The sequence below is a fragment of the Caldimonas hydrothermalis genome (assembly GCF_056746695.1).
The window spans coordinates 175,871-198,058 of the sequence record NZ_JBWQXA010000004.1 but is presented as its reverse complement, the minus strand read 5'-3'; the positions used below and the strand labels follow the sequence as shown (position 1 = coordinate 198,058).

At 65.8% G+C, this 22,188-nt stretch carries 17 protein-coding genes; 8 read left to right on the top strand and 9 right to left on the bottom strand.

Annotation, left to right across the window (positions count from 1 at the left end; all coding sequences use genetic code 11):
* Positions 1-56: 56 nt before the first annotated feature.
* The 8 genes from AC1ECW_RS07745 to AC1ECW_RS07710 all read right to left on the bottom strand — a co-directional run bounded on the left by AC1ECW_RS07745 (position 57) and on the right by AC1ECW_RS07710 (position 10,442).
* Positions 57-1,778, bottom strand: coding sequence for an alpha-amylase family glycosyl hydrolase (locus AC1ECW_RS07745; RefSeq protein ID WP_409702336.1), 1,722 nt, complete (start codon positions 1,776-1,778; stop codon positions 57-59).
* 113 nt (positions 1,779-1,891) lie between these two features.
* Entirely contained in the window at positions 1,892-2,335 is a 444-nt protein-coding gene (locus AC1ECW_RS07740) for a pullulanase-associated domain-containing protein (protein ID WP_409702338.1), read from the bottom strand.
* 55 nt (positions 2,336-2,390) lie between these two features.
* Complete coding sequence (malG, locus tag AC1ECW_RS07735; protein WP_409702340.1) at positions 2,391-3,281, bottom strand: maltose ABC transporter permease MalG; 891 nt, start codon at positions 3,279-3,281, stop codon at positions 2,391-2,393.
* A gap of 26 nt (positions 3,282-3,307) precedes the next feature.
* A complete protein-coding gene (gene malF / locus AC1ECW_RS07730) occupies positions 3,308-4,840 on the bottom strand; it encodes a maltose ABC transporter permease MalF (RefSeq protein ID WP_481201560.1) in 1,533 nt (510 codons plus the stop codon).
* Positions 4,841-4,911: 71 nt separating this feature from the next.
* Positions 4,912-6,114, bottom strand: coding sequence for a maltose/maltodextrin ABC transporter substrate-binding protein MalE (malE, locus tag AC1ECW_RS07725; protein WP_481201559.1), 1,203 nt, complete (start codon positions 6,112-6,114; stop codon positions 4,912-4,914).
* Positions 6,115-6,190: 76 nt separating this feature from the next.
* Positions 6,191-7,288, bottom strand: coding sequence for an ABC transporter ATP-binding protein (locus AC1ECW_RS07720; protein ID WP_481201558.1), 1,098 nt, complete (start codon positions 7,286-7,288; stop codon positions 6,191-6,193).
* Positions 7,289-7,315: 27 nt separating this feature from the next.
* Positions 7,316-8,974: an alpha-glucosidase gene (locus AC1ECW_RS07715; RefSeq protein WP_481201557.1), complete on the bottom strand. Its 1,659-nt coding sequence runs from the start codon at positions 8,972-8,974 to the stop codon at positions 7,316-7,318.
* Positions 8,975-9,122: 148 nt separating this feature from the next.
* A complete protein-coding gene (locus tag AC1ECW_RS07710; RefSeq protein ID WP_481201556.1) occupies positions 9,123-10,442 on the bottom strand; it encodes a carbohydrate porin in 1,320 nt (439 codons plus the stop codon).
* 455 nt (positions 10,443-10,897) lie between these two features.
* On the opposite strand from AC1ECW_RS07710, the gene AC1ECW_RS07705 reads away from it, so the two are divergent.
* A complete protein-coding gene (locus AC1ECW_RS07705; RefSeq protein WP_409702351.1) occupies positions 10,898-11,863 on the top strand; it encodes a glucokinase in 966 nt (321 codons plus the stop codon).
* Between the two features lie 67 nt (positions 11,864-11,930).
* Positions 11,931-12,743, top strand: coding sequence for an SHOCT domain-containing protein (locus AC1ECW_RS07700; RefSeq protein WP_481201555.1), 813 nt, complete (start codon positions 11,931-11,933; stop codon positions 12,741-12,743).
* A gap of 87 nt (positions 12,744-12,830) precedes the next feature.
* Here AC1ECW_RS07700 and fabI read toward each other — a convergent pair whose 3' ends face one another.
* On the bottom strand, positions 12,831-13,628 hold the full coding sequence (gene fabI / locus AC1ECW_RS07695; protein ID WP_481201554.1) for an enoyl-ACP reductase FabI: 798 nt from the start codon (positions 13,626-13,628) through the stop codon (positions 12,831-12,833).
* Between the two features lie 317 nt (positions 13,629-13,945).
* On the opposite strand from fabI, the gene rimP reads away from it, so the two are divergent.
* The 6 genes from rimP (at position 13,946) to typA (ending at position 22,159) form a co-directional block, all read left to right on the top strand.
* Positions 13,946-14,476, top strand: coding sequence for a ribosome maturation factor RimP (gene rimP / locus AC1ECW_RS07690; RefSeq protein ID WP_409702359.1), 531 nt, complete (start codon positions 13,946-13,948; stop codon positions 14,474-14,476).
* Positions 14,473-15,951 carry a transcription termination factor NusA gene (gene nusA, locus AC1ECW_RS07685; protein WP_409702361.1) on the top strand — a complete coding sequence of 493 codons (1,479 nt, stop codon included), beginning with the start codon at positions 14,473-14,475 and terminating at the stop codon, positions 15,949-15,951. The genes rimP and nusA overlap by 4 nt, the downstream gene beginning before the upstream one ends.
* A gap of 59 nt (positions 15,952-16,010) precedes the next feature.
* Complete coding sequence (infB, locus tag AC1ECW_RS07680) at positions 16,011-18,881, top strand: translation initiation factor IF-2 (protein ID WP_481201553.1); 2,871 nt, start codon at positions 16,011-16,013, stop codon at positions 18,879-18,881.
* Positions 18,882-18,964: 83 nt separating this feature from the next.
* On the top strand, positions 18,965-19,327 hold the full coding sequence (gene rbfA, locus AC1ECW_RS07675; RefSeq protein ID WP_481201552.1) for a 30S ribosome-binding factor RbfA: 363 nt from the start codon (positions 18,965-18,967) through the stop codon (positions 19,325-19,327).
* Between the two features lie 7 nt (positions 19,328-19,334).
* Positions 19,335-20,297, top strand: a complete 963-nt coding sequence (gene truB / locus AC1ECW_RS07670; protein WP_481201551.1) for a tRNA pseudouridine(55) synthase TruB — start codon at positions 19,335-19,337, stop codon at positions 20,295-20,297.
* Positions 20,298-20,329: 32 nt separating this feature from the next.
* Positions 20,330-22,159: a translational GTPase TypA gene (gene typA, locus AC1ECW_RS07665; RefSeq protein ID WP_409702367.1), complete on the top strand. Its 1,830-nt coding sequence runs from the start codon at positions 20,330-20,332 to the stop codon at positions 22,157-22,159.
* Positions 22,160-22,188: the final 29 nt, after the last annotated feature.

Sequence of the window (22,188 nt, the reverse complement as noted above, 5' to 3'; positions counted from 1 at the left end):
CCCCGGCGGGCAGCCGGGCCGGGCTGGGGCTGCAAGGCGTCATGCGCGGTTCCTGCTCAACGCCCGGCCGCTGCCGGGTCGCGCTCCAGCAGCACGACGCGGCCGGCCTCCAGACTCACCCGCCCGTTGCTGACGGTCACCGGCCGACCGGTGTAGGCATCGCGCAGGCGCTCACCTTCGCGGAAGACCTGTCCCACTGGCAGGGTGACTGGCCCTGGGTTGGTCAGGGCGACCACGACGCGGTCTGCGCTTTCGGCATCGACGCGGCTGAACACGTAGGGTGTGGCCTGCAAGAGCTCATGCACGCCACGGGCCAGCGCCACATGGCGGGCCCGGAAGGTCCCGAGCTTGCGCCAATGGGACAGCAGCTCTGCATCGATGCTGTCCCAGTTCATGAACGAGCGGGTCGATTGCTGGGGGTCGGTGCGTGGGCGGTGTCCTTCCGGCCGCCCGGTCTCGTCGCCGTAGAAGATCTGCACGCCGCCGGGCACCAGCATCAACGCGGTGCCGGCCTCGAACAGACGCTTGCGGTTGAAGAGTTCGGTGTCGTGCGAGGAGATGTAAGCGAGATTGCTGAAGCCGGGCCGTCCGGCATAGACGCGTGCGTACTGTGCAAAGAGGGGTTCGGGTTCGCTGAAGCGACGCCCCTGCTGCTGGAAGTGGAAGTCGATCATCGCGTCGAAGCCGGCGTCGTGCAGCGCGCTGCGCTCGGGCCCATGACCCCAGTACTCACCCACCATCCAGAAGGGCTCGTCGTCGATCTTCTTGTCCGGGTTCCTGGCCTTCCATTCGGCCAGGGCCTTGGTGGCTTCGCGCTTGAGTTCGGCCCAGGCTTCGGGCTCGACATGCTTGACGGTGTCGGCGCGAAAGCCGTCGATCCCATACTCGCGCACCCAGTCGGTCAACCACCGGATGAGATAGCCGCGCACCGTGGTGTCGGGCAGGTCTCGTGCTCGCGTGTCCGGCTTGTTGCGCAGGAAGGTGGGCAGCCGGACGGCCTGCTTGCTCTCGGTGCGGAAGTCGGGCAGGTAGGCCAGTTGCATCGTGCGGTCGTCTCGGCCGCCGTCGAGGTAGCCGGGCAGTCCGGCACGCACCCAGTCCCGCCCCCACCATTGCCCGAACGCGAAGCTGTTGTAGTCGATGAAGCTGTGGTAGTTGCGCAGCGTGGCCTGCTCGTGGCCGGGCCACAGAACCTTGGGCACCAGTTCGGCGGCCGTTCGCAGGTCCAGGTAGCCGGGATGGTTGATGACCACGTCGAAAAGCACCCGAATGCCTTGTGCGTGGGCGGTGTCGACCATCTCACGCAGTTCCTCCGCGGTGCCCATGTTGCGGTCGAGCACGGTGTAGTCCAGCGCGTAGTAGCCGTGGTAGGCGTAGTGCTTGAATTCCTTGTCACCACCCACCACCCAGCCGCGGATCTGCTCATAGGGGGCCGTGATCCACAGGGCATTCACCCCCAGCGCCTTGAAATAGCCTTCCCTGAGTTTGATCGTCAGGCCCTTGAGATCCCCGCCGTGGAAAGTGCCCACGTCGTCCTTGGGGTTGGCCTCCCGCTGGCGTCCGTAGCTGTGGTCATTGCCGGGGTTGCCGTTGAAGAAGCGGTCGGTGATGACGAAGTAGACGATGGGGTTGTCGGCAAAGCGGCCCGGCACGGCATGCGGCGCGGCGGTGCTGGCCTGCGGGGCCGCGACGGCGGGAGCGGACGCAGGCGGCGGGGTCGCGGTGCCGCAGGCGACGAGCAAGGGGGCGAGCAGCAGGGCCGGGTGAAGCAGTTTCATGGCAGAAGGCAGCACGGGCCTGCGCCGAGGCGGTGGCACAGGCCGCAAGATGTTGAACGGCCCCGCCGCGCGCGGTACGCAAGCGGCGGGGAACGCTAGGCGAGGGCGTCAGTTCACTTGCAGGGTTTGGCCTCGCGAGCCTTCTTCGCATCGGCCAGCGAGGTGTAGATGGTGCGGTCGCCGTTGTTCACCCAGATCTGCTTGTGGAGCTTGCCATCGAAGGCCATGTCACGGCCCCCCTGGTCCTTGGTATCGCCCTTGTGGATGATGTAGTTGACCCGGCCATTGACGTAGTCGTCGAGCTTGGTGTGCCAGTACACGCCAAAGTCGTCCTTGCCGGTGGGCATCATGGGCTTTTGCCACTCGATCCCCGGCAATGGAATACCCCCATCTTTCCAGAGGTGCACCCCCCAGCCGTCGTAGTTGTTGTCGCAGCGGTTGTAATGGATGGACACGTATCCGGCCGGCGGTGCGGAGCTCTGGGCCAGGGCCCCGGCACAGGCTGCGAGCACGGTGGCGGCGACGGTTGCCTTCAGAAGGGAAGTGATGCGCTTCATCGTGATGTCTCCTTGCAGGTGGTTGAGGAGCGGTTGGGGATTCGTCGTGCAGTCATCAGCCTTTCAGACCGCCGGCCGTGAGGCCGGAGACCATCCATTTCTGGGCGAGGATGAAGACCACGGTGATGGGTAAACCCGAGAGGATGGCGGCGGCGGCAAAGTCGCCCCACAGGTAGCGCTGTTCGTAGAGGAAGAGCTTGGAGCCCACCGCCAGCGTGAGCTGGTTCTGACCCTGTAGCAGCACCGATGCCACCGGATACTCGATGATGGCGTGAATGAAAGCGAGCAGGAAGACGACCAGCAGGATCGGAACGGCCATGGGCAGCAGCACCAGCCGGAAGGCCTGCCACGCAGAAGCGCCGTCCACCTTGGCGGCCTCCTCGATCTCGGAGGGGATGGTGTCGAAGTAGCCCTTGATCGTCCAAGTGAACAGGCCGATACCTCCGGCATAGGCCAGCAACAGCGAGGCATGGCTGTCGATGCCAAAGAAGGGGAAGATATTGCCGATGCGGTCGAAGATGGCATAGATGGCCACCAGCGCCAGCACGGCCGGGAACATCTGGATCAGCAGCAGCGCAGAGAGGGCCTGCGACCGACCGCGGAACTTCATGCGGGCGAAGGCGTAGGCCGCGGTGGTGGACAGCAGCAGGGTGATGATCCCCGACAGCGTGGCCACCTTCACCGAGTTCCACAGCCAGCGCAGCACGGGGAAGGGGGGCTCGACCATGCGGCCGTCCGGACCCTCGTAGGAAATGCCCAGCGCGAGCTTCCAATGCTCCAGACTGATTTGATCAGGGATCAGGCTGCCGGCGGCAAAGTTGCCCGGACGCAGCGAGATCGACAGGATCATCAGGAACGGGAAGATGATGACCGCGATGAGTGCGATCAGGAAGGCGTGGGCGGCCAGCACACGCCAGCGATGGGACTTGTCGAGAACGATGGCCATGGTGGGGAGTGCTCCTGGGATCTGCTTCAGCGGGCTTCGTCCTTGGTGATGCGCGTGGCGCGCAGGTTGAACCACGACAGCAGAGCCACCATCGTGAAGATCACCGTGGAGATGGCGGCGGCCAGGCCGAAGTTCTGGCCCGAATCCTCGAAGGCAATGCGGTAGGTGTACGACACCAGGATGTCGGTGGTGCCCGCTGGGACCTGCGTGTCGAGGAAATCGGGCCGTCCGCCAGTCAGCAGGTTGATCAGCACGAAGTTGTTGAAGTTGAATGCGAAGGAGGCGATCAGCAGCGGCGTGAGCGGCTTGATGACCAGCGGCAGCGTGATGCGGAAGAAGTTGGTCAGCGGCCCGGCACCCGCCACGGCCGAGGCTTCGTAGAGGTCGGACGGGATGGCCTTGAGCAGCCCCATGCACAGCACCATCATGTATGGATAGCCCAACCAGGTGTTGACGATGAGCAGCATCACCTTGGCCAGGAAAGGATCCGAGAACCACGCGGGCTTGATGCCGAACAAGCCGTGCAAGATGAGGTTGATCTCGCCGAAATTGTTGTTGAACAGGCCCTTGAACACCAGGATGGAGATGAAGCCCGGCACGGCGTAGGGCAGGAAGAGCAGGGTCTGGTAGATCCCGCGGAAACGCAGGGCCTCCCAGCTCAGCAGCACGGCCAGCACCATGCCTACCGAGGTGGCAAACAGCACGGTCAGCGCCGCGAAGACGACCGTCCAGATGAAGATGCGCACGAAGGGCTCGCGGAAGGCCTCGTCGGTGAAGATGCGCAGGTAGTGGGCCGCGCCAATGTTCACCTGGAAACCCGGAGCCACGTTCTCGCCGGCCTCGTTCTGGTAGAAGCCGGTGTCGAAATTCGGACGCAGCACCGAACCGTCTTGCCGGTTCGTGAGGCTGCCGTCAGCATTGCGCACGTAGAGCTTCTGGACGGGACCGAACCGGCGCAGGCCGCTCATGCGCACCGCCGTGCCGTCGGGCATGGTGACGGTGAGGGTGCGCAGGCGGGGCTGCAGGCGGATGAGTTCGCGCAGTTCGACGGGGGCGAGGCCCGGCGGGTCTCCCTGGGCCGCCACAGCGGCTACCGAGGCCGGCGTCGGATCGTCGAGATCAAGGTCGGGACTGAGGAAGATCTCGCCGGTGTCAGGATCCTCGAAGCGGCCCACATGGCGTTGACCGTCGCTCAGCAAGGCAAAGCTGTAGCTGCGCCCCTCGGCCTGGTAGGTCTCGTCCAGAAGGTAGGCGGTGGCACGCTCGAAGCTGAGCAGGTTGCGCGAGCTGTAGTTGGTGAAGCTGATGGCCACCGTATACAGCATCGGGAAGACCACGAAGATCACCACGGCCGCGATGCCAGGGAAGAGGTAGCGCCAGGCATACAGGCGCTGTGAGGTGTAGATCCAGGCTGCCAGGGCGGTCACCACGAGCAAGGTGCCTGCCAGCAGCGTTTCGCCGGCAGCGTGGACAAGGGTGACGAGGTAGAGGGCCCCCAGGGCCAGCACGATGCCGGCGGCCCGGGGAGCCCAACGCTGCAGGACGGAAGTCTGAGTCATACGGAATTGGTGGGTGGTCCGGCAACGGTGCCGGACCACCAGGGTGCGGCCCTTGCGAGCCGCGAGTCAGATCACTTGGCGGTGATGCGCTTGGCTGCGGCGTCCAGGGCCTCCTTGGGACTTTGGCGTCCTTCGGTCATGTTCTGCAGTGCCGAGGCCATCGAGGACCAGAAGCGACCCATCTCCGGAATATTGGGCATGGGGGCGCCGTCCTGGGCACTGGCCATCGTGGATTGGATGTTCGGGTCGCTCTTGAGCTGGTTGAAGAAGGTCTTGGACGCCGGCGTGCCCAAGGGCACATCGTCGTTGATGGTCTTCAGACCCGCCACACTCAGCATGTGGTTCTCGATGAACTCGATGGCGATGTCGCGGTTCGGAGAAGACTTGTTGATCATCGCGCCCATCACGCCCACGAAGGGTGCGGCCTTCTTGCCGGCCACGGTGGGGATCTTGGCCACGCCGAAGTTGATCTTGGACTTCTTCAGGTTGTCCCACGCCCAGGGGCCGTTGATCATCATCGCGACCTTGCCCTGGTTGACGGCGGCTTCCATGTCCGCGTAGCCGGCCCCCTTGGGCATCACGCCGTCCTTGATCATCCTGGCGATCAGCTCGGCCCCTTTGAGGGCCCCGGCATTGTTCACACCGGTGTCGGTGGGGTCGTAGGTGCCGTCGGCCTTCTGCTTGAAGGCGTAGCCGCCGTTGGCCGCCAGCAGCGGCCAGGTGAAGTAGGTGTTGTTGTAGTCCCAGAGGATGGCCTTCTTGCCCTGGGCCGACAGCTTCTTGTCCAGCGCAATCACTTCCTCGAAGCTCTTGGGCGGGGTGGGCACCAGGTCTTTGTTGTAGATGAGGGCCACCGCCTCGATCGAGATGGGGTAGCCCCAAGTGCGGCCACCGATGTTGAAGGCCTTCCAGGCCAGCGGATCGATGTCGTCGACGATCTTCTTCGACGGGGTCACCGGCTGCAGCAGGCCGCCCTGGATCCACTCGCCCACGCGATCATGCGCCCAGATCCAGATGTCGGGTCCTTTGCCAGCGGCTGCAGCCTGCTGGAACTTGCCCGGGGCATCTTCCGGATGCTCGACCGTCACTTTCACGCCGGTCTTTTTCTCGAATTCGTCACCGACCTTCTGCAGGCCGTTGTAGCCCTTGTCACCGTTGATCCAGATCAGCAGCTTGCCGGGCTCGACGGCCAGGGCTGGCGCCGAGAAGCCGGCCGACAGGGCCAGCATGGCGGCCGCGGCCACCAACTTGATGCGTTGACGTTGAATGTTCATGGCTTGCTCCTTTGGTTTCGGCCTGATCGGGCGCTTGGGTATGTCCAATGACACGGTTGGGGAAAGGGTGAGACGGTCATTCCGTGCGGGGCAGGGCCTGTCCGTCGGCATCGAAGACGTGGCAGCGCTGCGGCGGCAGGTCCAGGTGGGCGGTGTCGCCGATGACCAGCGGGTTGTCCGCAGCCGCACGCACGACCACCGGCGCCTGGGCGCCGGGAACGTCCACATAAAGGTAAGTGACGTCCCCCAGATGTTCGGCCGCCTGCACCGTGCCGCGCAGCTCGTTGGCCGGCTCAGCAGTCTGGGTGTCGATGTGTTCGGGACGCACGCCCACGGTCACAGGCGTGCCGCAGGCCAGACCGGTGGCATCGACGGCGGCACGGATGGCACGTCCGTCGGCCAGCCTCAGCAGGGCTTGCGTGGCGGCTGCCGATTCCAGCGTGGCCGAGATGAAGTTCATCTTGGGCGAGCCGATGAAGCCGGCCACGAAGAGGTTGGCCGGGCGGTGGTAGAGCTCCATCGGCGTGCCCACCTGCTCGATGCGGCCCGCATGGAACACCACGATGCGGTGGGCCAGGGTCATGGCCTCGACCTGGTCGTGGGTCACATAGACCATGGTGGTCTTCAGTTCGCGGTGCAGCCGGGCCAGTTCCACCCGCATCTGCACCCGCAGCGCGGCATCGAGGTTGGACAGCGGCTCGTCGAACAGGAACACACCCGGCTTGCGCACGATCGCACGGCCGATCGCCACACGCTGCCGCTGTCCGCCCGACAGAGCCTTGGGCTTGCGGTCCAGCAGATGCTCGATCTGCAGGATCTGCGCGGCACGCTTCACGGCAGCCGCCTGGTCGTCCTTCTTCACGCCGGCCAAGCGCAGCCCAAAGGCCATGTTCTCGGCCACCGTCATGTGAGGGTACAAGGCATAGCTCTGGAAGACCATCGCGATGCCCCGCTTGGCGGGCGGAACCTCGTTGACGAGCTGGCCGCCGATGTACAGCTCGCCGCTGGTGATGTCTTCCAGGCCGGCAATGCAGCGCAGCAAGGTGGACTTGCCGCAGCCCGAAGGGCCGACGAAGACGATGAATTCGCCGTCGTGGATGTCCAGATCGATGCCGTGCAGGGTCTCGATCTCGCCGTAGGATTTGCGCAGCGCCTTGAGTTGGAGGTGGGCCATGGTTCGGGTCGGTTCAGGCTTCGGACATCACGCCATCTTGCCGAAGTAGGCGCCGTGGGCGGGCAAGGTGAAACGCTGAGCCTGGCGATGCGCTCCGGCAAAGCCATGGCCTTCCAGCGCCGAGGTGGCCGGCGCTTGCGGCAGCTCAAAGCTCACCGGCTTGGCGCCCAAGTTGAACAGGGCCAGCACTGCATCGCCAGATTGGCCGGCGGCCGGGGTACGCACCAGCGCCAGCACAGGCTCGGGGGCGTCGAAGAAGCGGATATCGCCGGTCACGAGTGCAGGCTGCGTCTTGCGCCAGGCGATGAATCGGCGCAGCGCCTGCAAGGGCGATGCAGGATCGGCTTCGCTCACGTCCACCGCCCGAGCGAGATGCTCGGGCGGTACGGGCAGCCAGGGTTCCACCGTGGCCTCACCGCTGAACCCTCCATGCGGCTGCATGCTCGACCAGGGCATGGGGGTGCGACAGCCGTCGCGACCCTTGAACTCGGGCCAGAAGGCGATGCCGTAGGGGTCCTGCAGCTTCTCGAAGGGGATGTCGGCTTCGGTGAGGGCCAGTTCGTCACCTTGCCACCAGCACACGCTGCCGCGCAGGCTCATCAGCATCGCGCCGGCCACCTTGATGTAATCGGGCGAGGCATCCGAGCCGCCCCAGCGCGTCATCACACGGGCCACATCGTGGTTACCGAAGGACCAGCAGGCCCAACCGTCCTTCATTTGGGCTTCCAGCTCCTCGACCTGCTGTCGGATGTAGGCGGCGCTGTGCTCGGCCGTCAGCAGGTTGAAGCTGTAGGCCATGTGCAGCTTGTCGCCGTCGGCCGTGTAGGCGGCCATGGTCTTGAGCGAATCGTCGTCGCCGATCTCCCCCACGCTGGCGGCCCCGTACTCGTTCAGCAGTGCACGCACGCGCTGCAGGAAGGCGAGATTCTCCGGCTGGGTCTTGTCGTACAGGTGGCGTTGCATCCCGTAGGGGTTGGTCTCCATGACCGTCTTGGTGTCGCGACGGGTCGCCGGCGGGTTGTCGCGCAATTGCCGGTCGTGGAAGTGGAAGATGCAGGCGTCGAAACGGAAGCCGTCCACGCCGCGTTCCAGCCAGAAGCGGATGTCCTCCAGCACCTGCTGTTGCACCGCCGGGTGGTGGAAGTTCAGGTCGGGCTGGCTCGTGAGGAAGTTGTGCAGGTAGTACTGGCGCCGGCGCGAATCCCACTGCCAGGCCGAACCGCCGAAGACACTGAGCCAATTGTTGGGGGGGGTGCCGTCCGGCCGGGGATCGGCCCACACATACCAGTCGGCCTTGGGGTTGTCGCGGCTGGCGCGGCTTTCGACGAACCAAGGGTGCTGGTCCGAGGTATGCGAGAGCACCTGGTCGATCATGACCTTCAGGCCCAGCTCGTGAGCTCGCGCCACCAGGCGGTCGAAGTCAGCCAGGGTGCCGAACATCGGATCGACGTCGCGGTAGTCGGCGATGTCGTAGCCGAAGTCTTTCATCGGCGAGCGGAAGAAGGGTGAAATCCAGATGGCATCCACACCCAGGCTGGCCACGTAGGGCAGGCGCTCGACGATGCCGGGCAGGTCCCCGATGCCGTCACCGTTGCTGTCGGCGAAGCTGCGGGGGTAGATCTGGTAGATGATGGCGCCTCGCCACCAGTCGGTGGCGCGGGCGTGCAAAGACGAGGCAGTGGTCACGTCGGAAGGTCCGTCAATTTGCAGTTTCGGTTCGGGGCCCAGGTGCAAGGCGATGGGCACGGCATGTCGATGCCCATCGCCTTGCAGGCGGCGCGCAGCCGCCTGTGCAATCAAGCCGCCGTGCCGGCGCAGGCCGGCACCGGCCCGATCACCACCAGGTCTCTGCCTGCACGCCGTAGGTGATGCCGTACTTCTTGTCGGCGAACACGTTGTTCGAGTTGGCATTCACGCCATTGCGGGCGGCTTCGTTCCAGGTAGCGTAGGTCACGAAGCCGCGCAGCACCGGGCGCGACCAGAAGCCGCGCGACAGAGACAACTGCGGCGCGATGGTCAGCTTGGTCAGCGTGGCCCACTTCGGATTGGTCTGGCTGTCATCCTTGGCACGGTCCACGCCGAGCTCCACCGCCAGTGAGAAGTTGTCGCTGAAGTTGTACTGCGGACGCACGCCGAAGCTCATCCACTGGCGCTGCTCCAGGTCCCAGGGGGCCTTCTTCAGGTTGTCCCAGATGAAGGTGCCCATGCCTGACCAGTTGCTGCCGGCCGGCGCGATGTAGAGCTGCTCGACCAGGCGGATCGATTCGCCCTTGGTGCTGTTGTTGCCCCCGGCGTAGGCCGGGATCCAGTTCATGCCGGCTCCATTGCCGCGGCCGTACTGCAGCGCGAGCTTGTTGAAGCCGCCGAGGATGCCGCCCTGAAAGTGCTGAGCCGTCAGCAGGTAACCGGTCTTCTCGTCGCTGGCCACGGCGTTGCTGCCACGGATGACCTGGGCGGCCAGTTCCAGCTTGCCGTTCGGGTTGACGCCGATGTCATAGAAGCGGAACTCATAGCGCTTGGCGGCGTTCACGCCCACGCCGCCACCGAACACGAAGCTGCCCGGCGCGCCGTCCAGGCCGGAGTTGCCGCCGTTTTGGTGGTAGGCAAAGGCGAATTTGGCCGGGCCCACGCCGATGTCCTCGATGCCGGCGCCGGGGCCGGTGTTGGCCCAGTAGTAGTAGTCGTTGATGTGGACGTCGTGGCGGTTGTAAAAGCGCTTGCCCACCCACAGCTTGGCGTCTTCGAGGGCGCCCTCGGGGAAGAAACCGCCGGCGATGACATAGTTTTCGCGGCTGGCGATGTCGAAGCTCTTGCCGTCGCTCGAGGGGTTCTGGTCGATCACGCTTTCATAGTCCTGGACCCCCTTCTCGCGCAGCGCCAGGCGCAGGTTGTATTTCGCCCAGGCACCGTCGGACTTGCCGAACGGCACCGACACCGCCGCCTCACCGTAGTTGTCGCATTCGTTGCCCAGGCGGTACTTGGCCTGCGCCGGGAAGCCCAGCCGGAAGCACTGCAGGTTGCCGCCTTCGCTGGTGCCGCCGACCTGGGTGCGCACGTAGCCGTGGAACTCGATGCCCTGTGCGAACGCGGCCGGCGCGGCGAAGGCGCCTGCCACGGCTGCTGCGGCAGCCAGCAGCTTGAACTTGTGATGCATGGTGGAACTCCTCATGGGTTGTGGCTTGGTGGTGTCATGCTGCGTACGGCCGAGGCCGCTTCACAGCGGTTGGGGAAAACCGAGGGGCGGCGAAAAAGAGGCGGCGCCCGGCCGGGCGCCGCGAACTCGCTCGCTTTGAAGACCGCTGGGCCACCACGGTTGCGGGCGGAACACCGCCAGGGAAGTCTTGTCCGTCATGGCCGTCTGTAGAATCACTACAAGTATTGATGTAGTTTGATAACAGGCGGAACTCTAGTAATGAAACTACGTTTACTGAACCAGGGATAACCCTTGATTGCGAGTGTTGTGCCGGCGACAAACGGTCGGAGGCAGTCGCTTCAAGCCGTGACAAGCATGGACAGGGTGCTTGAACTCATCTAGCATGATGATGTAGTTTGCCTACACCTCGGCCGGCCAAGAGTCGTGCCGCGGGGCTCATCGAGGAAGACAACATCGTGGATCAAACCTACCCCCGTCTGGTCGGGGACATCGGCGGGACGAATGCCCGCCTGGCCTGGGTGGCGGCGCCGGGCCGTCTGCCCGAGCGTGTGAGAACCTATGCCTGCGCCGCTCACGAGTCGCTGGAGTCGGTGATCCGGGCTTATTTGGAGCAAGAGGGTCTGGACATCCCGCCATGGTGTGCGATCGGCATTGCCAATCCCGTGACCGGTGACCGGGTGCAGATGACCAACCACCACTGGGCCTTCTCCATCCGCGCCATGCGCGAAAGCCTTGGGCTGCGGCGCCTGCTCGTGCTGAACGATTTCACGGCGCTGGCCATGTCGCTGCCCTCGTTGGCCGGAGGTGACCTGCGGCCCGTGGGCGGCGGGCAAGCTGTGGAGGGCGAGCCCAGAGCCCTGCTGGGCGCCGGCACGGGGCTGGGTGTTTCGGGCCTACTGTCCTCGGGGGGAGGGCGGCTGGTGCCGGTCAATGGCGAGGGAGGGCATGTGACGCTGGCGGCCGCCGACGAGGACGAGGAGGCGGTCCTGCGTCTGCTGCGGCGGCGCTTCGGGCATGCCTCCGCCGAGCGGGCCTTGTCCGGCCCGGGCTTGGTTCATCTCTACGACGCCGTGTGCGAGCTGCGTGGCGTGGCGCCGGCAGCCCTGACGCCCGCGGACGTCTCGCATGCGGCCCTGGCCGCCCAGGATCCCGCCTGCGAACAAGCGCTGGCGCTGTTCTGCAGCTTCCTGGGCAATGTGGCGGGCAATCTCGCGCTCACGCTGGGCGCGCGCGGGGGTGTGTACATTGGTGGCGGCATCGTGCCGCGCCTGGGACCATGGTTCGACCGCTCCGCGTTCCGGCGGCGGTTCGAGGACAAGGGGCGTTTCAGGTCTTACCTGGCCGGGATCCCGACCTACGTCGTGCAGGCGCAGCATCCGGCCCTGCTGGGGGCGGCGCGGGCCCTGGATGAATTGAGCTGATGATGTGGATGAGGAGACGAGCGTGCAGCACCCCATTTCCAGAACCCGAGTCCCTGTCGGACCCCGCATGACGGCCGCTGCGGTCGTGCTGCTCGCCCTGATGGCGGGGGGGACCCCACTGGCGGCGGCACAGGCGGCCGCGACCGATGCTTCGATCTCGCCACGGGCGCGCGAGTGGCGCGAGTGGCGCATCCATGAACTCACTGTCGTGCGGCTGGCCCCGCGGGAGCCTGGCAGCGACGCACCCAACGCCCATCCTGCCGCCGTGGCGCCGGAGGTCCTGCGCCGTGCGCTGGGCAGCATCACCACCGTCGTGCGGGGGCGCACGGAGAACCTGTTCAGCAACGACGAGCTCGACGACCTGATCGGCCCGCTGGTGCAGGCCCTTGCGGCGGCCGGTCCGGGGCAGGATGTGGAGCTGCTCAGCACGGCCCGTCGCCATGGAAACTTTCTGAGCACGCCCTATGGCGTGACGGCACGGCTGTTCGTCAGCGAGGAGGGGTTGAACCTGATCGTGCACGATGCACGTTTGGATTTCTTCCACGCCTACCGTGCCACGAAGGTGCTGCCGCGCTTCCAGCACGGCTCGCGCGCGCAGGCGGGGCCTTCGGCCGTCGCGAGTCCTCAGGGCCAGGCCCGGCGCGCCGACTGGCTGGTCTTCTCCCTGCATCCCGTGGCCGCGTCGCCGGCGCCGGCGACGGTGGCCGTGCCGGCCGTGGCGCCCGGACCGGCCGCTGCGGCCGCGCCCGCGCGGCGGGATGAGCGCTTCTATGAGGAGCAGGAGCAGCGCCTGCGGGGCTTGCAGCGGCTGCGCGACCAGGGGCTGATCACGGACGAGGAGTTCCAGCGCAAGCGCCGCGAGATCTTGCAACTGCTGTGAACGCCTTCAGGGGCAGGGGCGGCCTGGCGGTAGCGGGCGGCCTCGTGTCTTGACCCGGTGGGGGCTTGCCGCCACCGGGCTTGGGGCTCAGTTGTCGAGCAGCCCCGGCGGGATGCCACCCATGACCTGGCTGAATCCCCCGTCGACATAGGTGATCTCCGCGGTCACGCCCGAGGCGAGGTCGGACAGCAGGAAAGCTGCGACATTGCCGACGTCCTCAATCGTCACGTTGCGCCGCAAGGGGGCGTTGGACTCGACAATCTCCAGGATCTTGCTAAAGCCTTTGATGCCCGAGGCGGCCAGCGTCTTGATGGGACCGGCGGAGATGCCGTTGACGCGGATGCCCCGGGCGCCGAGCTGGGCAGCCAGGTAGCGCACGCTGGCCTCCAGCGACGCCTTGGCCAGCCCCATCGTGTTGTAGCTCGGCACCGCACGCACCGCCCCCAGGTAGCTCAGGGTGAGCAGCGCGGCCTTGGGATTCAGGCGGGGCAACGCGGCCTTGGCCATGGCAGGAAAGCTGTAGGCCGAGATGTCATGTGCGATGCGGAAGGCCTCGCGCGACAGGCCGTCGAGGAACTCGCCGGCGATCGCTTCCCGGGGTGCAAAGCCGATCGAGTGCACGAAGCCATCGAAGCTGGGCCAGGCCTCGCCGAGTCGGTCGAACAGGGCCTGGATTTGCGCGTCGTCACCGACGTCGCAATCGAAGACCAAGTCGGAATCGAACTCGCGGGCGAACTCGGTGATGCGGTCCTTGAAGCGCTCGCCCACATAGCTGAACGCCAGTTCGGCGCCTTCGCGGCGGCAGGCCTGCGCTATGCCATAGGCAATCGAGCGGTTGGACAGCAGGCCGGTGATCAGAAAGCGCTTGCCGGCGAGAAATCCCATGGTGTCTCCGAAAAGGTCAAAGAAGGAAGATTTTGGCATGCAGCTCCAGGACGGCGCCAGTTGGCGCGGGCAGCGCCGCCGGCAACGCTGCAACGGGCCCGGGACTTGCTTGGTCCTGCCGGGCGAAGTACAATTCGACTTTCGCTAAGTGATTGTGAGCCATTGCAAATAATGGGCGGAGACATCCAGCCCATTTTTTTTGCTTGGCCCCGTTTGCTTTGCAGGTGATTTGGCGGGGCTCGTTGTGCCGCGGGGCGCAGGTGCCTGGTGCGGTTGCAGGGTGTGGGTGGTGTTGCTGCGGGAGTGTTGAGTACGCAATGGGTTGGCAGGCCTTGGTTGAGCACACGGTGACGGGGTTGGGTTACGACTTCGTCGAATGCGAGCGCAGCGCAGGCGGCTTGCTGCGCGTGTTCATCGATCGCGTGGCCGGCGACCCGAATGGTGCCTTCATCACCGTCGACGATTGCGAGAAGGTGACGCGTCAGCTCCAGTACGTCCTGGAGGTCGAGAACGTCGATTACCAGCGGCTGGAGGTCTCGTCCCCCGGACTGGATCGGCCCTTGCGCAAAGAGGCCGATTACCGGCGCTTTGCCGGCCAGGAGGTGGACATCACCCTCAGGCAGGCATTCCAGGGGCGCAAGAAATACCGTGGCATCCTGGAATCCCTGGGTGAAGGCTGGCGCCTCGTCCTGCGCGAGGGCGCCCAAGATCAGGCATTGGATTTTTCTCTGGACGAGGTGCGTGAAGCCCGCCTGGTGCCCGTGATCGACTTCAAAGGTCGGCGCAAGGGGCAGGCCGCGGCCGCACCTGCGGACAGTGCACAAGAAGACGGAGGTCAGGAATCATGAACCGCGAGCTGTTGATGTTGGTGGACGCGATCTCGCGCGAGAAGAATGTGGAACGCGATGTCGTGTTCGGCGCGGTCGAGGCCGCCTTGGCATCTGCCACCAAGAAGCTCTATGAGGGCGAGGTCGACATCCGTGTGGTGATCGACCGCGAGACCGGTGAGTACGAGACCTTCCGTCGCTGGCACGTCGTGCCTGACGAGGCCGGGTTGCAGCAGCCCGACGCCGAGATCTTGCTGTTCGAGGCGCGTGAACAGATCCCCGACATCGAGGTCGACGACTACATCGAGGAGCCGGTCGAGTCCGTGCCCATCGGTCGCATCGGCGCGCAGGCGGCCAAGCAGGTGATCCTGCAAAAAATCCGCGATGCCGAGCGCGAGCAGTTGCTCAACGACTTCCTGGCCCGTGGCGACAAGATCTTCGTGGGTACCGTCAAGCGTCTGGACAAGGGCGACCTCATCGTCGAGTCCGGCCGCGTCGAGGGGCGCCTCAAGCGCAGCGAGATGATCCCAAAGGAGAACCTGCGCACCGGCGACCGTGTGCGTGCGGTCATCCAGGAGGTCGATCCCACGCTGCGCGGTCCGCAGATCATCCTGTCGCGCAGCTCGCCGCAGTTCATGATCGAGCTGTTCCGCCAGGAAGTGCCTGAGATTGAGCAGGGTCTGCTGGAGATCAAGAGCTGCGCCCGCGACCCCGGCTCGCGAGCCAAGATCGCCGTGCTCTCGCATGACAAGCGTGTCGATCCTATCGGCACCTGCGTGGGCGTGCGCGGCTCGCGGGTGAATGCCGTGACCAATGAGCTCGCCGGCGAGCGTGTGGACATCGTGCTGTGGTCGGAGGACCCGGCCCAGTTCGTGATCGGGGCGCTGGCTCCGGCCAACGTCGTCTCCATCGTGGTGGACGAGGAGCGCCATGCGATGGACGTCGTGGTCGACGAGGAGAACCTCGCAATCGCCATCGGCCGCGGCGGCCAGAACGTGCGCCTGGCCTCGGAGTTGACCGGCTGGCGTATCAACATCATGACCGCCGAGGAGTCCCAGGCCAAACAGGCCGAGGAGACCAGTGCGATCCGCCGCCTGTTCGTCGAGAAGCTCGACGTCGACGAAGAAGTGGCTGACATCCTCATTGAGGAAGGTTTCACCAGTCTCGAAGAGGTGGCTTATGTGCCGCTGCAGGAGATGTTGGAGATCGAGGCTTTCGACGAAGACACCGTCAACGAGCTGCGCACCCGCGCCAAGGATGCGCTGCTGACGATGGAGATCGCCCGCGAGGAGAAGGTCGAGGAGGTGTCGCAGGACCTGCGCGACCTCGAAGGCCTGAATGCGGAGCTGATCGCCAAGCTGGCCGATGCCGGCATCCATACCCGCGATGACCTCGCCGACCTGGCTGTCGATGAGCTGACCGAAATGACCGGTGTCGATGAGGCACAGGCCAAGGCGCTCATCATGAAGGCCCGAGAACACTGGTTCACGGCCTGAGGGGCTGTACAGAGGTTCCGCCCGTCCAGCCACTGCAAGCTCGTCAAGGATCACACACAATGGCCGTTACCACAGTCGCACAGTTCGCCTCCGAGCTGAACCGCCCCGCGGCGACGCTGCTCGAGCAGTTGAAGTCCGCCGGGGTGGCGAAAGCCTCTCCGGAAGACTCGCTGACCGAGTCCGACAAGGAGCGCCTGCTGGACTACCTGCGCACGGCGCATGGGACCGCCGGCACCGAGCGCAAGAAGATCACGATCACCAAGAAGTCCACCACCGAGATCAAGCAGGCCGATGCCTCGGGCAAGGCACGCACGATCCAGGTGGAGGTGCGCAAGAAGCGCGTGTTCGTCAAGCGTGACGAGAGCACCGCGCCGGTGGAGGAAGTGGCTGCTGCCAAGCCCGTTGTCGATGACGCGGAGCTGCGCCGCCGCGAGGAGGAAGCCAGTCGCCAAGCCGAGCTCCTGCGCCGTCAGGAAGAGGAACTGGCCGAGAAGCGCCGGCAGCGCGAGGAACAGGAACGGCGTCAGCGCGAGGAGGCCGAGGCCCGTGCGCGCGAGGCGGCCGAGCGCGAAGCGGCCGAGAAGGCCCGCGCCGCACAGGCGCGCCAGGCCGAACTGGCCGCAGCCGGCGATGGGGCGGCCGAAGCGCCCGCGCCGGCACCGGCCGCCGAGGCGCCCGCCCCGGTCGAGCCTGCGAAGCCGGCCGTGCGCGTGGTCAAGGCCGTCGATGTCGAGGCCGAGGAAAAGCAGCGCATGGCCGACCTGGAGAAGCGGCGCAAGGCGGCCGAAGCCGAAGCTGCCGCGATCCGGGCCATGATGGCCGCGCCCAAGCGTGGCGTGATGACGGCCAAGAAGCCCGAGGAAGACAAGCCCAAGGCCGACGCCAGCAAGGAAGGCATCAAAGGCACCATCCACAAGCCGAAGGCCGGAGCACCCGGCACTGCCGCGCCGGCGGCACCTGCGAGCGCAGCCAAACCAGGCGACAAAAAGTCGGTGAAATCCGAAAAGCTGTCGTCGAGCTGGGCCGACGATGCGGCGAAGAAGCGCGCCCTCAAGACCCGCGGCGACACCGTCGCCGGCACCCGTGGCGGCTGGCGGGCGCCCACCAAGGGCGGTGGCCGCCGGGGTGAGCGTGGCGACAGCGCCTCATCCTTCGTGGCGCCCACCGAGCCGCAGGTGTACGAGGTTCATGTGCCCGAGACCATCAGTGTGGCCGACCTGGCCCACAAGATGTCGGTCAAGGCTTCCGAAGTGATCAAGCAGCTGATGAAGCTGGGCCAGATGGTCACGATCAACCAGCAGCTCGACCAGGAAACCGCGATGATCGTGGTCGAGGAAATGGGACACAAGGCCTTCGCCGCCAAGCTCGATGACCCGGAGGCCTTCCTCGAGGAAAGCCAGGCTGCCCAGCAGGCCGAGCTGTTGACGCGTGCGCCCGTGGTGACCGTGATGGGTCACGTCGACCACGGCAAGACCTCGCTGCTGGACTACATCCGCCGCTCGCGCGTGGCTGCGGGCGAAGCCGGGGGGATCACCCAGCACATCGGCGCCTATCACGTCGACACCCCCCGCGGCACGATCACCTTCCTGGACACGCCCGGTCACGAGGCCTTCACGGCCATGCGGGCCCGTGGCGCCAAGGCCACCGACATCGTGATCCTGGTGGTGGCGGCCGACGACGGCGTGATGCCGCAGACGCGTGAGGCCATTCACCATGCCAAGGCGGCAGGGGTGCCCATCGTCGTGGCGGTCAACAAGATCGACAAGCCCGATGCCAACCCCGATCGCGTGAAGCAGGAACTGGTGGCCGAAGAGGTGGTGCCCGAGGAATACGGCGGCGATGCCCCTTTCTGCCTGGTGTCGGCCAAGACCGGCGAAGGCATCGACAACCTGCTGGAAAACGTGCTGCTGCAGGCTGAGGTGCTCGAGCTCAAGGCCCCGGTGGATGCGCCCGCCAAGGGTCTGGTCATCGAAGCGAAACTGGACAAAGGCCGTGGCCCGGTGGCCACCGTGCTGGTGCAGTCGGGCACGCTCAGGCGTGGCGATGTCGTGCTGGCCGGTGCCAGCTACGGTCGTGTGCGGGCGATGCTCGACGAGAATGGAAAACCCACCCAGGAAGCCGGGCCGTCGATCCCTGTCGAGATTCAGGGCCTCACCGAGGTGCCCCAGGCCGGCGACGAGTTCATGGTGCTGGCCGACGAGCGCCGTGCCCGCGAGATCGCCACTTTCCGCCAGGGCAAGTACCGTGACGTGAAGCTGGCCAAGCAGCAGGCTGCCAAGCTCGAAAACATGTTCGAGCAGATGGGGCAAGGCGACGTGAAGACGCTGCCGCTGATCATCAAGGCCGACGTGCAGGGCTCGCAGGAAGCGCTCGCGTCTTCGCTGCTCAAGCTGTCCACCGACGAGGTCAAGGTGCAGATCGTGCATGCGGCCGTCGGCGGCATCAGCGAGAGCGACGTCAACCTCGCGCTGGCGTCCAAGGCGGTCATCATCGGCTTCAATACCCGGGCCGATGCCGGTGCTCGCAAGCTCGCCGAGCACAATGGGGTGGACATCCGCTACTACAACATCATCTACGATGCGGTCGACGAAGTGAAGGCGGCCATGTCGGGCCTGCTCGCACCGGAACAGAAGGAAGAGGTCATCGGTACCGCCGAGATCCGCCAGGTGTTCCGCATCTCCAAGGTCGGAGCCATCGCCGGTTGTATGGTGCTGTCTGGCGTGGTCCGCCGCAACGCCCGTTTGCGTCTGCTGCGCGACAACGTCGTCATCTACACCGGAGAGCTGGAGTCGCTCAAGCGCTTCAAGGATGACGTGCGCGAGGTCAAGGAAGGCTTCGAATGCGGCTTGAACATCAAGAACTACAACGACATCCAGGAAGGTGACCACCTGGAGTTCTTCGAGATCAAGGAAGTGGCACGCACGCTGTAAAGGCGGAGGCGCTCACGCGCTCGGACCCCGCCGATCGAAAGATGGGCGGGGTTTGTGTTTCTGGCACCAACCGGAGTCTCACCATGCGACACAAGCGATCCATTCCCAACCGGGCCCACCGTGTGGCCGACCAGATCCAGCGCGACGTGGCCGAGCTCATCCGCGAGCTGAAGGATCCGCGCATCGGCATGGTCACGCTCAATGCGGTGGAGGTGACGCCCGACTATGCTCACGCGAAGGTCTACTTCTCGCTGCTGGTGGGGGATCCTCAGGAGACCGAGGCCGCCCTGAACGAGGCGGCCGGCTACCTGCGCAACGGCTTGTTCAAGCGCCTGCAGATCCACACCGTGCCGACGCTGCACTTCGTCTTCGACCGCACGACCGAGCGGGCCGCCGACCTGAACGCGCTGATCGCCCAGGCCAATGCCACCCGTGCCAAGGACTGAGCCTGCCATGCCGGCTGCTGCCACCCCTGCGCCGCCGCGCGCACGCATCGAGCGCCGTGTGGTGCATGGTGTGCTGCTGCTGGACAAACCCCTGGGGCTGAGCAGCAACGAGGCCCTGCAGAAGGCCAAACGGCTGTTGCGGGCGCAAAAGGCCGGTCACACCGGCACGCTGGACCCCATGGCCACCGGCCTGTTGCCGCTGTGCTTCGGGGCGGCCACCAAGTTCTCGCAGGCCAGCCTGGAAGCCGACAAGGCCTACCGTGCCGTGCTGCAACTGGGGCGCCGCACCACCACGGGCGATGCCGAGGGGGCCGTGCTCGACGAGCGGCCCGTGTCGCTGACGGCGGCCCAGGTGGACGCTGCGCTGGCCCGGTTCGTCGGTGAGATCGACCAGGTCCCCCCCATGCACTCGGCCCTCAAGCGCGAGGGCCGGCCACTGTACGAGTATGCCCGTGCCGGAGTCGAGGTGGAGCGAGCAGCCAGGCGCGTGAGGATCCATCGCCTGGACCTCGTGGCCTGGCAGGACGACCGGCTGGAGATCGATGTCCTGTGCAGCAAGGGTACCTATGTACGCACGCTGGCCGAGGATCTCGGAGAAGCGCTGGGCTGCGGTGCCCACCTGGTGGCCCTGCGCCGCACGGCCAGTGGCCCGTTGTCCGTCGAACAGGCCATCACGCTCGAGATGCTCGAGCAGATGGACGAGACCGGGCGCGATGCGCGCCTGTTGCCCCCCGACGTGCTCGTCGCACACTGGCCGGCGGTGCACCTGACGGCCGACGAGGCTGGGCGCTTTCTCGCCGGAATGCGCCGGCGCGTGGACCATCGCGATGCACCTGCCGTGCGCGTTTACGGCCCGCAAGCCGGCGCCTTCCTGGGCAGCGCGCAGGTCCGTGCCGGTGAACTCATTCCCATGCGGCTGCTGAGCCCCCCCGAAGTCCTGGCCCTAGGGGTCTCCTTCAACAAGTCCTGACCCGTCGACCGGGTCGCCTTTGTCCTCCCATCATGAGCAAGCCCATCCGCAACATCGCCATCATTGCGCACGTCGACCACGGCAAGACCACGCTGGTGGACCAGTTGCTGCGCCAGTCCGGCACCTTCCGCGAGAACCAGCAGGTCGGCGAGCGGGTGATGGACAGCAACGACCTCGAGCGCGAGCGCGGCATCACCATCCTGGCCAAGAACTGCGCGGTGAGCTGGCGGGGCACGCACATCAACATCGTCGACACCCCCGGGCACGCCGATTTCGGCGGCGAGGTCGAGCGCGCGCTGTCGATGGTCGATGGCGTCGTGCTGCTGATCGACGCACAGGAGGGCCCCATGCCGCAGACCCGCTTCGTGACGAAGAAGGCGTTGGCGCTGGGCCTCAAGCCGATCGTGGTCGTCAACAAGGTCGATAAGCCCGGTGCACGCCCGGACTATGTCATCAACGCCGCCTTCGATCTGTTCGACAAACTCGGCGCCACCGAAGAGCAGCTCGACTTCCCCGTGGTGTATGCCTCGGGTCTGAACGGCTGGGCCTCCCTCCGTGAGGGGGAGCCCGGGACGCGCTGGGGTGAGGACATGAGCCCGCTCTTCGAAACGATCCTCAGCCATGTGCCGGCCCACCAGGGCGATCCCGATGCGCCGCTGCAGTTGCAGATCTCCTCGCTGGACTACTCCACCTATGTGGGCCGCATCGGTGTGGGTCGCATCAATGCCGGCACGCTGCGTCCGGCGATGGACGTGCTGGTCATGGAGGGGCCGGACGGCCGCTCCTACCGTGGACGCGTCAACCAGGTCCTGAAGTTCGAAGGGCTTGAGCGCCGGCAGGCCGAGTCCGCCGGGCCCGGAGACATCGTGCTGATCAACGGGATCGAGGACATCGGCATCGGCGTGACCGTGACGTCGATCGATCAACCGCAGCCGCTGCCGATGCTCAAAATCGACGAGCCGACACTGACGATGAACTTCTGCGTCAATACCTCGCCGCTGGCCGGACGCGAGGGCAAGTTCGTCACGAGCCGCCAGATCTGGGACCGTCTCCAGAAGGAACTGCAGTCCAACGTGGCCTTGCGCGTGCGAGAAACCGGGGAAGATGGCGTCTTCGAGGTCTCAGGGCGGGGCGAACTGCACCTGACCATCCTGCTGGAGAACATGCGCCGCGAGGGCTACGAGCTGGCCGTCTCCAAGCCCCGCGTGGTCTTCCGCGAGATCGACGGCCAGCGCTGCGAGCCGATGGAGCTCGTCACCGCCGACGTGGAGGAGCAGCACCAAGGCGGTGTGATGCAGGCCCTGGGCCTGCGCAAGGGAGAACTGGTCAACATGGAGCCCGACGGCATGGGGCGGGTGCGCCTGGAGTACCGCATCCCGGCACGGGGCCTCATCGGATTCCAGAACGAGTTCCTCAACCTCACGCGCGGCACCGGCCTGCTGAGCAACATCTTCGATGGCTACGAACCCTACAAAGGCGAGATCGAGGGACGCAAAAACGGCGTGCTGGTCAGCCAGGAGGACGGCGAGATCGTCACCTACGCCCTGGGCAAGCTCGATGACCGGGGCCGCATGTTCGTCAAGCCGGGGGATCCGGTCTATGAAGGAATGATCGTGGGCATCCACAGCCGCGAGAACGACCTCGTCGTCAATGCGGTGCGCACGAAGCAGCTCACCAACTTCCGCGTCTCGGGCAAAGAGGATGCGATCAGGCTCACCCCGCCGATCGAGCTGACGCTGGAGTACGCCGTCGAGTTCATCGAGGACGACGAACTGGTCGAGATCACCCCGAGGTCGATCCGTCTGCGCAAGCGCTTGCTGAAAGAGCACGAGCGCAAGCGCGCGCAGCGCGAGGCCGCCTGAGCGGCCGCCCGCAGGGCACGACGAGGGGG

Excerpts from the sequence above, each read along its gene's own strand:
- AC1ECW_RS07745 (WP_409702336.1), bottom strand. The coding sequence starts at position 1,778 with ATGAAACTGCTTCACCCGGCCCTGCTGCTCGCCCCCTTGCTCGTCGCC.
- AC1ECW_RS07740 (WP_409702338.1), bottom strand. The coding sequence starts at position 2,335 with ATGAAGCGCATCACTTCCCTTCTGAAGGCAACCGTCGCCGCCACCGTG.
- malG (WP_409702340.1), bottom strand. The coding sequence starts at position 3,281 with ATGGCCATCGTTCTCGACAAGTCCCATCGCTGGCGTGTGCTGGCCGCC.
- malF (WP_481201560.1), bottom strand. The coding sequence starts at position 4,840 with ATGACTCAGACTTCCGTCCTGCAGCGTTGGGCTCCCCGGGCCGCCGGC.
- malE (WP_481201559.1), bottom strand. The coding sequence starts at position 6,114 with ATGAACATTCAACGTCAACGCATCAAGTTGGTGGCCGCGGCCGCCATG.
- AC1ECW_RS07720 (WP_481201558.1), bottom strand. The coding sequence starts at position 7,288 with ATGGCCCACCTCCAACTCAAGGCGCTGCGCAAATCCTACGGCGAGATC.
- AC1ECW_RS07710 (WP_481201556.1), bottom strand. The coding sequence starts at position 10,442 with ATGCATCACAAGTTCAAGCTGCTGGCTGCCGCAGCAGCCGTGGCAGGC.
- AC1ECW_RS07700 (WP_481201555.1), top strand. The coding sequence starts at position 11,931 with ATGACGGCCGCTGCGGTCGTGCTGCTCGCCCTGATGGCGGGGGGGACC.
- fabI (WP_481201554.1), bottom strand. The coding sequence starts at position 13,628 with ATGGGATTTCTCGCCGGCAAGCGCTTTCTGATCACCGGCCTGCTGTCC.
- rimP (WP_409702359.1), top strand. The coding sequence starts at position 13,946 with ATGGGTTGGCAGGCCTTGGTTGAGCACACGGTGACGGGGTTGGGTTAC.
- nusA (WP_409702361.1), top strand. The coding sequence starts at position 14,473 with ATGAACCGCGAGCTGTTGATGTTGGTGGACGCGATCTCGCGCGAGAAG.
- infB (WP_481201553.1), top strand. The coding sequence starts at position 16,011 with ATGGCCGTTACCACAGTCGCACAGTTCGCCTCCGAGCTGAACCGCCCC.
- rbfA (WP_481201552.1), top strand. The coding sequence starts at position 18,965 with ATGCGACACAAGCGATCCATTCCCAACCGGGCCCACCGTGTGGCCGAC.
- truB (WP_481201551.1), top strand. The coding sequence starts at position 19,335 with ATGCCGGCTGCTGCCACCCCTGCGCCGCCGCGCGCACGCATCGAGCGC.
- typA (WP_409702367.1), top strand. The coding sequence starts at position 20,330 with ATGAGCAAGCCCATCCGCAACATCGCCATCATTGCGCACGTCGACCAC.